This window comes from Micromonospora sp. WMMD1120, assembly GCF_029626235.1.
In the GTDB taxonomy this organism is placed as follows: domain Bacteria; phylum Actinomycetota; class Actinomycetes; order Mycobacteriales; family Micromonosporaceae; genus Micromonospora.
Window position 1 is genome coordinate 610,784 of sequence record NZ_JARUBO010000005.1, and the last position, 11,808, is coordinate 622,591.

General features: G+C 72.4%; 12 protein-coding genes. 3 read left to right on the forward strand and 9 right to left on the reverse strand.

Annotated features, from left to right (window positions below; translation table 11 throughout):
* Positions 1–82: 82 nt before the first annotated feature.
* Entirely contained in the window at positions 83–1,213 is a 1,131-nt protein-coding gene (locus O7634_RS02945) for a glycosyltransferase (protein WP_278148635.1), read from the forward strand.
* A 446-nt stretch (positions 1,214–1,659) separates the two neighbouring features.
* On the opposite strand, the gene O7634_RS02950 is transcribed toward O7634_RS02945, so the two are convergent.
* Genes O7634_RS02950 through O7634_RS02960 form a run of 3 tightly spaced genes read right to left on the reverse strand, consistent with a single transcriptional unit; the run spans position 1,660 to position 3,654 of the window.
* Positions 1,660–2,310 (reverse strand): DUF3618 domain-containing protein, encoded by a 651-nt coding sequence (locus O7634_RS02950; protein ID WP_278148636.1) that lies wholly within the window; start codon positions 2,308–2,310, stop codon positions 1,660–1,662.
* Positions 2,307–2,774 (reverse strand): phage holin family protein, encoded by a 468-nt coding sequence (locus O7634_RS02955; protein WP_278148637.1) that lies wholly within the window; start codon positions 2,772–2,774, stop codon positions 2,307–2,309. Before O7634_RS02955 ends, O7634_RS02950 begins: the two co-directional genes overlap by 4 nt.
* A 31-nt stretch (positions 2,775–2,805) precedes the next feature.
* The gene (locus tag O7634_RS02960) at positions 2,806–3,654 is read right to left on the reverse strand and encodes a hypothetical protein (RefSeq protein ID WP_278148638.1); all 849 of its coding nucleotides are present in this window, start codon (positions 3,652–3,654) and stop codon (positions 2,806–2,808) included.
* A gap of 231 nt (positions 3,655–3,885) precedes the next feature.
* Between O7634_RS02960 and O7634_RS02965 the strand changes: the two genes are divergently transcribed.
* On the forward strand, positions 3,886–4,377 hold the full coding sequence (locus O7634_RS02965) for a DUF4383 domain-containing protein (RefSeq protein ID WP_278148639.1): 492 nt from the start codon (positions 3,886–3,888) through the stop codon (positions 4,375–4,377).
* Positions 4,378–4,441: 64 nt separating this feature from the next.
* Entirely contained in the window at positions 4,442–5,101 is a 660-nt protein-coding gene (locus O7634_RS02970; RefSeq protein ID WP_278148640.1) for a DUF6766 family protein, read from the forward strand.
* 33 nt (positions 5,102–5,134) lie between these two features.
* Here O7634_RS02970 and O7634_RS02975 read toward each other — a convergent pair whose 3' ends face one another.
* The 6 genes from O7634_RS02975 to O7634_RS03000 form a co-directional block, all read right to left on the reverse strand.
* Positions 5,135–5,584 (reverse strand): GNAT family N-acetyltransferase, encoded by a 450-nt coding sequence (locus O7634_RS02975; RefSeq protein ID WP_278148641.1) that lies wholly within the window; start codon positions 5,582–5,584, stop codon positions 5,135–5,137.
* A gap of 70 nt (positions 5,585–5,654) precedes the next feature.
* Complete coding sequence (gene obgE, locus O7634_RS02980) at positions 5,655–7,115, reverse strand: GTPase ObgE (protein WP_278148642.1); 1,461 nt, start codon at positions 7,113–7,115, stop codon at positions 5,655–5,657.
* Positions 7,116–7,209: 94 nt separating this feature from the next.
* Entirely contained in the window at positions 7,210–7,464 is a 255-nt protein-coding gene (gene rpmA / locus O7634_RS02985; RefSeq protein WP_043966727.1) for a 50S ribosomal protein L27, read from the reverse strand.
* Between the two features lie 11 nt (positions 7,465–7,475).
* Positions 7,476–7,790: a 50S ribosomal protein L21 gene (rplU, locus tag O7634_RS02990; protein ID WP_088982529.1), complete on the reverse strand. Its 315-nt coding sequence runs from the start codon at positions 7,788–7,790 to the stop codon at positions 7,476–7,478.
* Positions 7,791–7,956: 166 nt separating this feature from the next.
* The gene (locus O7634_RS02995; protein WP_278148643.1) at positions 7,957–8,433 is read right to left on the reverse strand and encodes a hypothetical protein; all 477 of its coding nucleotides are present in this window, start codon (positions 8,431–8,433) and stop codon (positions 7,957–7,959) included.
* An 88-nt stretch (positions 8,434–8,521) separates the two neighbouring features.
* Positions 8,522–11,695 carry an Rne/Rng family ribonuclease gene (locus O7634_RS03000; RefSeq protein WP_278148644.1) on the reverse strand — a complete coding sequence of 1,058 codons (3,174 nt, stop codon included), beginning with the start codon at positions 11,693–11,695 and terminating at the stop codon, positions 8,522–8,524.
* Positions 11,696–11,808: the final 113 nt, after the last annotated feature.

Sequence of the window (11,808 nt, forward strand, 5' to 3'; positions counted from 1 at the left end):
GTTTGATCGGTGGAAATGCGGGCAGGTGCCGCAGACCGTCGCCGCCCGGCGACCGGCCGGTCCGGCCCGATCAGGAGGCGCCATGCCCTCGTCCCGTCCCAGCGGTGGCCTCCAACCCGAGTCGCGCCGAGGAGAGGCGGACGACGCGGCGCCAGCGCGCCTGCCGGTGACCTACGTGCTGCCGCTGCGTTGGCACACCGACACCGGCCTGGCCGAACTGACCGACTACCTACGTTGGCTGGCGGCCCGGGTGGACGTGGTGGTGGTCGACGGCTCACCCCCGGACCTCTTCGCCCGGCACGGCGAGGCGTGGCGGGGCCTGGTCCGGCACCGTCCGCCCGACCCGGACCGGCAGGGGCTCAACGGCAAGGTCGTCGGCGTTCACACCGGCATCGACGCGGCCCGGCACGAGCAGGTGGTGATCGCCGACGACGACGTCCGGTACGACGAGGCCGGGCTGCACGCCGTGCACCGGCTGTTGGATCGGGTCGACCTGGTCCGGCCGCAGAACTACTTCTACCCGCTACCGTGGCACGCCTGGTGGGACACCGGCCGGACGCTGCTCAACCGGGCGCTCGGCGACGACTACCCGGGCACCCTGGCGATCCGGCGCAGCACCTTCCTCGCCATGGGTGGGTACGACGCGGACGTGCTCTTCGAGAACCTGGAGCTGATCCGCACCGTGCGCGCGTACGGTGGAGTCGAGGCCGCGCCGGCCTGGCTCTACGTCCGCCGGCTGCCACCGGACGCGGCGCACTTCCGGGGCCAACGGGTCCGCCAGGCATACGATGACCTGGCCCAGCCGGTCCGCCTGCTGACCGCGCTCGCGGTCCTACCGACGATGGCGGTCGCCTCCCGCCGGCCCCGGCTCCTGCTCGGCCTGACGTTGACGGTCGTCGCCCTGGCCGAGACCGGCCGCCGCCGCGCCGCCGGCAACGCCGTGTTCCCCGCGAGCACAGCGCTGGCCGCCCCGCTCTGGCTGCTCGAACGGGGCGTGTGCAGCTGGTTGGCGGTCGCCCAGCGCGTCCTGCTCGGCGGCGTCCGCTACCACCACACCCGCATCCGCCAACCCGCCCACCGCCCCACCCCAACCCGCACAACCCCAACCCCCACACCCCCAACCCCCACAACCCCAACCCCCACAACCCCAGCCCGCACGACCCCAGCCCGCACGACCCCAGCCCGCGCGATCTTGCACTTTCTGCGGGGATAAAAGCCCACAAAAACAACAAAAGAGCAACCCAAACTGCAAGATCGCGGGGGGACACCACGCGGGAGCGCGGACACCGCGCGGGAGCGCGGACACCGCGCGGGAGCGCGGACACCGCGCGGGAGCGCGGACACCGCGCGGGAGCGCGGACACCGCGCGGGAGCGCGGACACCGCGCGGGAGCGCGGACACCGCGCGGGAGCGCGGACACCGCGCGGGAGCGCGGACACCGCGCGGGAGCGCGGACACCGCGCGGGAGCGCGGACACCGCGCGGGAGCGCGGACACCGCGCGGGAGCGCGGACACCGCGCGGGAGCGCGGGCACCGCGCGGGAGCGCGGGCACCGCGCGGGAGCGCGGGCACCGCGCGGGAGCGCGGGCACAGTGACAGCTCGCGGTCACCCAGTGGGTGGGGTGACCGCGAGCTGTCGTGATCTTGTGGGGCTGGTCGTCAGGGGCTGACCTGGTGGCGGGCCTGCTGGGCCTGGTCCTTGACGTCGTGCGCGGCGGACCTGGTGTCGTCCTTGACGGCGTGCACCGCGTCCTGTGCGGTGGACTTCACCGACTCGGCAGCCTGCTGGGCCGGCGCACGCAGCTCTTCCCTGAGCTCGCTGGCGACGGTGCCCAGCTTTTCCGTCACCGCACCGCTGTGCTCGCTGACCTTGGCCTTGACCTGGGCCGCGGCCTCCTGCTCGCGCCGGGAGGCCGGGATCAGCGACGAGGCGAGCCAACCGACCCCGAACGCGATCAGGCCGGCGGCGAGCGGGTTGCCCTGCGACTTCTGCCGGATCACCCGGGGAGCGCTGTGCGCGGCGTCGCTCACCGTGGCCGCCGCCGAGTGGGCGGCGTCGCCGACGCCGGAGGCCGCCGACGAGGCGCGGTCGCCCACCGAGTGAACGGCGTGGCCGGTGCCGTGGCCGAGGTCAGACGCGGTACCCATGACCTTGTCCCTCACATTCTGCAGAGCGGAGCGGGCCCGCTGCTTACGGTCGTCGACGATGCGGCTCGGGCTGACCTTGTACGCCAACGCGTCCACATCGGAGCTGAGGTTGTTTCGGGTGGCTTCGATCTCCCGGCGGATCTGGTCGGGATCGGTGCTCATCGGGTGACTCCCTCCGGGTGTGGCTTGAGCGCGTCGGGGATCCGCTGCACGCTGTCGTTGGTCTGCTTGAGTCCGCGTACGTGCTGGGCGTTCTTCTTGGCCTTCGAGTAGAGGACGGCGGCGACCACGGCCCAGATCACGGCCACGATCAGCGCGGCCAGACCGGAGTCCATGACGTTGTCCAGGAACTGCCAGACGGCGATCGACACGAAGAGCGCCACCATATAGCCACCGAAGCCGGCGCCGCCGAAGAGCCCGGCGGCCTTGCCGGCCTTCTTGCCCTCCTGGCGGATCTCGGCCTTCGCCAGCTCGACCTCCTGACGCATCAGCGTCGAGAGGTCGGTGGTGACCTGGCGCATCAGGTCACCCAGCGAGCTGTTCTTCACCTCCGCCGCGGTGTGCGGGGCGCCCGCGTCGGGGTGGTATCCGGAGTCCAACCCGGACCCCTGCGTCGGCATGCTCATGCCGTCGTCTCCCTTCGGATGACTCGGCGGCTCACGGGCGCGGGCTGCCGCTGGACGGCACGCCGGGCAGCGGGTCGGTCTGGGTCACCGGCGGCAGCGGCTGGCCGGTGCCGGAGTAGTCCGCCTGGTCGCCCCGGGTGGGCTGGGCGTAGCCGCCGTCGACCGGCTCGGCGGGGTAACCACCGGGCGTCGGCGCCGCGTAGCCACCGGACGTCGGCGGGGTGTGCGTGCCGGGCGTCGGGTCGAGGTAGCCGCCCGGCGGGACGGCGTCCGGCACCGCGCGGGGGGCCGGCGGCGGCGTCGGGATCACGGCGGTCTGCTCCGGGTCGTACGCACCGTTGCCCCGGTAGGTCGGGGAGCCGTTGCCGGAGTCGTCGCTGGCGGCGGAGATGCCCCGGGTCAGCCGACCGGCGAGTACGCCGAGGACCGCCGCGCCGACCAGGAAGGTGCCCGGGTTGCGCCGGGCGTAGTCACGTACCTCGGTGATCAGGTCGCCGGGCTCGCGCGCCTCGAGCCACCCGGCGACACCGTGCACCCGGTCGGCCGCCTGGCGGGCCAGCTCGGTCACCGGGCCGGCCTGGCCGCCCTGCTCAGCCATCGAGCGCATCTCGTCGGCCAGCGAGCGCAGCCCGCCGGCGGCCTTGCGCTGCTGCTCACCGGTCTGGCTGGCGAGTTGGGTGCGAGCCTCGCCGTACAGGTTGCGGGCCTGCCGGGCGGCCTCCCTGCCGACCTCGGCGCCCTGCTCCTTGGCGGTCTGCGCGACCGCACCGCCGGCGTGGGCGGCCTCGGCGCCGACCTGGCGGGCCTGGTCGCGAACGCCGCTGCCGTTGGTCGACTCCTGCCCGTACGTCGAAGACGTGGTCGAAGGATCGTAAGTCATGATGTCCCTTCCGCTCGGAAAGTCGTCGCGGTGTGTGTTGGGGGGATGCGGCTCACGTCACCACGGCCGCTGACCTTTGACCTACCCTGCGTTCTGGCTTCCATACCTCTTCGTGCATTTCTCTGCGAAGCCCGTCGGACGAACTTCAAAATGGAGGATCGTCGGGCTGCGTCATGTCGCCGCCGCGGACAGTGCTGGTCGCGAGGGCGGGCATCCACGAGAGGGGCAGCGATGGCACGAGCTACGCGAGACGGGCGAACGACCGGCGCCCGACCCCGGGTCCAACTGGCCGCACTGGTCGTGGCCGGGGTCTTCCTGCTGATCGGCGTCCTTGGCTTCGTCCCCGGCATCACCACCGATTACGGCCACCTCCGGTTCGCCGGACACCACTCCGAGGCGAAGTTGCTGGGGCTGTTCCAGGTGTCGATCCTGCACAACGTGGTGCACCTGCTGTTCGGGCTGGCCGGCCTGGTGCTGGCCCGCAGCGTCGCCGGCGCCCGGGTCTTCCTCGCCGGTGGCGGGGCGGTCTACCTCGCGCTCTGGCTCTACGGCCTGGTGATCGAAGCGATCAACCCGGCGGGCGGGGCGAACATCCTGCCGGTCAACGACGCGGACAACTGGCTGCACCTCGCGCTCGGCTTCGGGATGCTCGCGCTCGGGCTGCTGCTGTCGGACCGGGCCGGCACCGGCGGACGCCTGGACAATCCTGCCGCACGGCTTTGACCTGCCGTTACGGGGTTTCGCGGTCACCCGTAGCGGGGTAGGAGACGCGGTGAGGGGGTGCCGCATGCCTCGCTGGCTCCGTAACAACGCGCTCGCCGTCGCCATGCTGGGCGCGTTCCTGGTCTTCCTGCTGTTGCAGAGCGTCTTCGGTTGGCAGACCCACAACGAGGAGCTGACCGAGTTCGGTGCCGCGCCGCTGAGCTGGCCTGCGTACCTGACCAGCGGGCACTTCGCCGAGTCGGTGTTCGAGAACTGGGAGTCGGAGTTCCTCCAGATGGGTGGCTACGTGCTGCTCACCGCGTACCTGGTGCAGCGGGGCTCGGCCGAGTCGAAACCGCTGGACGAGACGGACCGGCCGGAGGACGACGAGCGCCGGGCCACCCCGCGGTCGCCGTGGCCGGCGCGCGTCGGCGGTCTGCCGCTGGTGGTCTACCGCAACAGCCTCTCCATCGCCCTACTGCTGATCTTCGCCGGTTCGTTCGTCGGTCACCTGCTCGGCGGCACCGCCGCGTACAACCAGGAGCAGGCCCTACAGAGCGGGGCGCCGCCGATCGGGGTGTGGGAGTTCCTCGGCACCAGCGAGCTCTGGTTCCAGTCCATGCAGAACTGGCAGAGCGAGTTCCTCGCCGTCGGCGCGCTGATCCTGCTGAGCATCGTCCTGCGCCAGCACGCCTCGCCGGAGTCGAAGCCGGTGACCGTCGAGCACGTCAGCACCGGCGCCTGAGCGCCGGCCGTTCCAGCCCGCGAGCGCCGGTCCTCAGGCCGCGACCGGGAGTCGCTTGGCGAAACAGACGCTGTACGGGTTGCCCACGTACTCCCCGTAGACCGGGACCCGGTCGTAACCGCACGAGGTGTACAACGCGATCGCGGCCGGCAGGTAGGTGCCGGTCTCCAGGCAGACAACTGTGTGCCTCTGCCGGAACGCGCACTCCTCCAGCGCGGCGAGCAACTGCCGGGCGATGCCCCGCCCCCGGTACGCCGGGCGGACGTACATCCGCTTCACCTCGCCGGCTTCGGCGTCGAGCGACTGGAGCCCACCGCAGGCGACGGCCCGACCGTTGACCACCACCGCCAGGTAGCGGACATCGTCGTGCGGGACGAAGACCTGCCCGTCCAGCCCGCCATCGGCTTCGCGCAGCTCACGCTGCTGCGCGACGAGCATGGCGGCGATCTCCGGATCAGTGGCAGGCCGGGACTCGATCAGCATCACCCCACGCTAGGAGGCGTGGATTTCGCGAAGGTTTCCGGCAGTCAACCCGATCACGGAGCGCAACGAACTACTCGGCGTCGTCCTCGTCGATGTCGTCGCCCGACTGCGCCTCCACCTCGTCCGCCGGCCGCACCCGGCGTGCCTTGCGGGCGGCGAGCCGTTCCGCCGCGGACGCCCGGTTCGACTTCTCCTCCAGCCGGACGTCGGTGCCCCGGTTCCCGGGTACGAAGTCCACGCCGGCGTAGAGCGTCGGCTGCCAGTCGAACTCGCGCTCCCCGATCCGCACCAGGTCACCTGGCTGCGCGCCGGCCTTGGCCAGCTTGTCCTCGACCCCGAGCCGGGCTAACCGGTCGGCCAGGTAACCGACCGCCTCGTCGTTGTCGAAGTTGGTCTGCTTGACCCAGCGCTCCGGCCGTCCGCCACGAACGGTGAACGAGCCGTCCGGCTCCGCCTCGATGGTGAAGCCGGCGTCGTCGACGGCCAACGGGCGGATCACGATCCGGGTCGGCTCGGCGGGCGGGGCGGCCTTACGCTCCGCCTCGACCAGTTCGGCCATCGCGTAGGTCAGCTCCTTGAGCCCTTCCCGGGTGGCCGCGGAGACCTCGAACACCCGGTAACCGCGCTCCTCCAGATCGGGGCGCACGATCTCGGCGAGGTCCCGGCCGTCCGGCACGTCCACCTTGTTGACGGCCACCAGCCTCGGGCGGTCGGCCAGGCCGCCGTACTGGCTCAGCTCGGCCTCGATGGCGTCGATGTCGGCCACCGGGTCCCGGCCGGGCTCCAGCGTCGCGGAGTCGATGACGTGCACCAGCACCGCGCAGCGTTCGATGTGCCGCAGGAACTCCAGGCCCAGCCCCTTCCCGGTGGCCGCGCCGGGGATCAGGCCGGGCACGTCCGCGACGGTGAAGGTGTGGTTGTCCACCCGGACCACGCCGAGGTTGGGCACCAGTGTCGTGAACGGGTAGTCGGCGATCTTCGGCTTCGCGGCGGAGATGACCGAGATCAGCGACGACTTACCGGCCGACGGGAAGCCCACCAGGCCCACGTCGGCGACGCTCTTCAGCTCCAGCACGATGTCCAGTTGCTCGCCGGGCTCGCCCAGCTCGGCGAAGCCGGGGGCCTTGCGCCGCGCGTTGGCCAGCGAGGCGTTGCCCCGACCGCCGCGCCCGCCCCGGGCGACCTCGAAGGTGGTGCCGGCGCCGACCATGTCCGCGAGCACCGTGCCGTCGGTGGTCTGCACCACAGTGCCGTTGGGGACCTTGAGCACCAGGTGGCGACCGTTGGCCCCGTCCCGGTTCGACCCGGCGCCACCCTTGCCGTTGTCGGCCTTGACGTGGGGGTGGAAGTGGAAGTCGAGCAGCGTGGTCACCTGCGGGTCGACCACCAGCGACACGCTGCCTCCGTGCCCGCCGTTGCCGCCGTCCGGCCCACCGAAGGGTTTGAACTTCTCCCGGTGGATCGAGACACAACCGTGCCCACCATCGCCGGCCTGCAGGTGCAAGACGACCCGGTCAACGAACGTCGCCACGGCGTCAATCCTTCCAGCGAGGCAGGACCCCGCACTACGAAAAAGCTAAGCGGGCCGGGACCCGGAGGTCCGCGGCCCGCTTGAGCGAAGAGAACTACTGCTGCGGAACGATGCTGACGGTCTTGCGACCGCGCTTCGTGCCGAACAGGACCGAGCCGGCGGCCAGGGCGAACAGCGTGTCGTCGCCGCCACGGCCGACCAGGTCACCGGGGTGGAACTTGGTGCCACGCTGCCGGATGAGGATCTCACCGGCGCTGACGACCTGACCACCGAAGCGCTTCACGCCGAGTCGCTGGGCCGCGGAGTCACGACCGTTACGCGAGCTGGACGCACCCTTTTTGTGAGCCATTGGAGGACGACCTACTTCCCGCTGGAGATGCCGGTCACCTTGACCTGGGTCAACGGCTGGCGGTGACCCTGGCGCTTGTGGTAGCCGGTCTTGTTCTTGAACTTGTGGATCCGGATCTTCGGGCCCTTGGTGTGCGCGGCGATCTCGCCGGACACCGCGACCTCGGCAAGCTTCGCCGCGTCGGTCACCAGGTCGTCACCGTCGACGAGGAGCACCGCGGTGAGCTTCACCGCGTCACCGGGGGCGCCGGCGAGCTTCTCGACCTCGATCACGTCGCCCTCGGCGACCTTGTACTGCTTGCCGCCGGTCTTGACGATCGCGTACATCGGAGGCGCACTCCCTGTCGTTGAGTCTGCTGGCGGTCGTCCCCGCGGCGGCTCGCCGGGTAGCAGTGCACGGCGGCGCGGGCACACGGGAACTCGGCACACCAAAAGTGCGCCGCAGGCAAGAGTACGCCATGGCCGGTCCGTACCCCAAACCGGGCCGCCCTGGTCAGCGCGCGCAGAGCTGGTCCAGGCGCTGCTGGAGTCGGTCGAGTTCGGTCTCGTCGATCGACCCGACGTCGACACCGAGTGCGGACACCTCGGCGCCGAGGTCGGTGAGAAGGGTCTTGAGCTGCGGATCGGTGGTCCGCTCCGACTGTTCCCGCAGCGCGGCCCGCCAGCCGGTCAGCGCCGCCTCGGCCCGTCCCCGGGCAGCCTCGGCCGTGCGGCTGTCCCCGGCGCCCGCCGCCGCGAGCGACCGACCCAGCTCCGCCACGTACGTCCGGACCGCCGTGGTGCTGGCCTGCTGCGCGGCGGCGCAGACCTGGCCGGCGGCACCGCCCGCCGCGCCGCTGGCCGGCGGTTCGGTTGGTGCGGGCGGGGTGCCACCAGCCGCCGAGCCGGCGGCCGGACCCGGGCCACCGCCCGTGGCGCATCCGGCAGCGAGCATGGTGAGCACCGCGGTGACGGCGAGCAGACGACGCATCCTCATCTCCTGACCCGGGACGACGAAGCCCCTCCCCCGTCACTTTGCCGGGAAAGGGACCTCGTCAAACACCTGGCCGGTCAGGAGTTCAGGGTCGGGTCCTCCGCCGGGCGCCACCCCGACGCGACCGGCGACGACCGGCGCCCGCCTCGGCGCTCTCCTCGTCGCCCTCACCGTCGCCGAGCGCGTCCGGGTCGTCCGCCGCGGCCAGCCGGGCCGACTCACCCTGCTGGCTGTCGGAGATCGCCGGTGCGGCCGCGGTGTCCGACTCGTAGCGGGACAGGTCGTAACCCATGGTGTCGGTGTAGTCGTCCGGTTCGGTGGTGGTGGTGTCGGTGTCGGTGTCGACCACCTCGACCACGGTCCGCTCGGCCGACGCGTTCTTGCGGGCCCGGCGGCGGGACGAGGAGCCGCCCTGCTCGGCGGCCGGGGCGGCCACCGACGAGGCGACCGCCTTGACCTTCTCCCCCGCACCGGCCGCGCGCGGCTTCTCCGGCACCGGCTCGGTGTGGATGATGACGCCCCGACCCTTGCAGCACTCGCAGGTCTCGCTGAACGCCTCCAGCAGCCCCGCGCCGATCCGCTTCCGGGTCATCTGCACCAGACCGAGCGAGGTGATCTCGGTGACCTGGTGCTTGGTGCGGTCCCGGCCCAGGCACTCGGTGAGTCGACGCAGCACCAGCTCACGGTTCGACTCCAGCACCATGTCGATGAAGTCGATCACCACGATGCCGCCGATGTCGCGCAGCCGGAGTTGGCGGACGATCTCCTCCGCCGCCTCCAGGTTGTTGCGGGTGACGGTCTCCTCCAGGTTGCCCCCGGAACCGGTGTACTTGCCGGTGTTGACGTCGACCACCGTCATCGCCTCGGTCCGGTCGATCACCAGCGAGCCACCGGAGGGCAGGAAGACCTTGCGGTCCAGGCCCTTGATGATCTGCTCGTCGATCCGGTACTCGGCGAAGACGTCGCTCGTGCCGACGTGCCGACGCACCCTGTCGACCAGGTCCGGGGAGACGTGCGACAGGTACGACTCGACCATGTCGTACGCCTGCTCGCCCTCGATCACCAGCTCGCGGAAGTCCTCGTTGAAGAGGTCCCGGACCACCCGGATGACCAGGTCGGGCTCGCCGTAGAGCAGCACCGGGGCACCACCCTCGGCGGCCTTGGCCTGGATGTCCTCCCACTGCGCCTGCAGCCGCTTGACGTCCCGGGCCAGCTCGTCCTCGGTGGCGCCCTCGGCGGCCGTCCGGACGATCACGCCGGCGCCGTCCGGAACCAGCTTCTTGAGGACGTCCCGCAGCCGCTTGCGCTCGTTGTCCGGCAGCTTGCGGCTGATCCCCGAGGCGTTGCCGTTGGGCACGTAGACCAGGTGCCGCCCGGAGAGCGCGATGTGGCTGGTCAACCGGGCGCCCTTGTGCCCGATCGGGTCCTTGGTGACCTGGACCAGCACCGAGTCGCCGGAGCGCAGCGCCTGCTCGATCGAACGGGCCCGCCCCTCCAGGCCGGTGGTGTCCCAGTTGACCTCGCCGGCGTAGAGCACCGCGTTGCGGCCCCGACCGACGTCGACGAACGCCGCCTCCATGCTGGGGAGCACGTTCTGCACCTTGCCCAGGTACACGTTGCCGGCCATGGTCCCGGCGGAGTTGCGGGTCACGTAGTGCTCGACCAGCACGCCGTCCTCCAGGACGGCGATCTGGGTGCGGTCGCCGCGCTGCCGTACGGCCATCACCCGGTCGACGGCCTCCCGCCGCGCCAGGAACTCCGACTCGCTGAGGATCGGCGGACGGGTACGCCGCTGCTCCCGACCGTCCCGGCGGCGCTGGCGCTTGGCCTCCAGCCGGGTCGAGCCGGACACACCCTGCACCTCGTCCACGGTCCGACGCGGCTCGCGGATCTTGACCACGGTCGGCACACCGTCGTCGGCGGCGCCCTCGGTGTCACCGGAGCCCCGGCGACGACGACGGCGACGGCGACGGGTCAAACCGTCCCCGCCCTCGGACTCCTCGTCCTCGTCACCCTCCGCCTCGGCGGTTTCCTCCTCGTCGGCCTGCGCGGCCTCCTCGGACTCCTCGTCCTCGGCGTCGTCGGCGCCGCCCTTGCCCCGGCCCCGGCCGCGGCGACCACGCCGGCGGCGGCGACGCGCGGCGGCGCTGTCCTCGTCGTCCTCGTCCGTCTCGGCGGCCTCGTCGGCCTCCTCGGTCGGCTCCTCCTCGGCCTCGACCGCCTCGACGGGCTCCGCCGGCTCGGCGTCCCGGCGCGCGCGCCGACGGCGGCGGGACGGCTCGGCGACCTCCTCGGCGGCCGGCTCCTCGGCCACCGGGGCCGGCTCGGCCGGTCGGGTCACCGGCACGGCGTCCGGCTGGGGCGCCATGAACAGCACGGTGGGGGCGGAGAGCGCGGCCCGCCGACGACGGGTACGCGGCTGCTCCGGCTCGACCTCGGCCGGCTCGTTCGGCTCATCCGTCACACCGGGTACCGACACACCCGGCGGCACCTCTCCGGAGCTCCCCCGCGCGCCGCTGCTCCACCCGGGGTCGGGGGCCGTCGCGCTCGGCGCGGTGTCCGTACCGGTCGCCTCGGCCTCGGCCTCGCGTAGGTCGGAGGCCGCCGGCTCCTCGACCGCGGCTGGCTCCTCGACCGCGGCCACCTCCTCGGCGGCGGGCGGCTCCTCGACGACCGGCGGGGTGGCCTTCTTGCGTCGGGTACGCGTCACCTTGACCGGCGGAACCACCTCGGCCGAGGCCGGCTCGGCGGAGGCCGCGACCAGCGGCTCCTCGGCGGTCGTCTCGACGGCGGCGGCCTTGCGGCGACGCCGGGGGGTCTTCGGGGGAGCTTCCAGGTCACCCGAGATCGGGGCGAAGACCTCCGCCTGCGGCGACTCGGCACTGCCGGCGCTCCCGGTGGACGCCTCGACCGGCGCCTCGGTCTGTTCCGGCTTGATGAGCGGGGCCGCGCGACGTCGGGTCGCCCGGGTACGCCGCACCGGCGCGGCCGGCTCGGCGGCCTCCGCGCCAGCGGCACCCTCCGCCCCAGCGGCACCCTCCGGGCCAGCGGCACCCTCCGCCCCAGCGGCACCCTCCGGGCCAGCGGCACCCTCCGGGCCAGCGGCGCCCTCCGCGCCAGCCGGCTCCAGCGGAGCCGAACCGGCAGCCGTGGTGGGAGGCGTACCGGTGGTGCTGTCAGCCGTGCTGCTCTGGTCGGCGGTCTCGCCGGCCGGCTGTGAACCGGTCCGTTCGCCGCCCTCGGGCTCGTTCTCGAGCATGGACGTTCTCCAGTTCTGGCTGCCCCGGGCGCGGGTGAGCGCTGCCACGCAGGGTCGCCGCAAAAGTGTTTCCGCCGGGCGCGCGTGGTGCGCGACCGCCGAAGTCTGCCTGC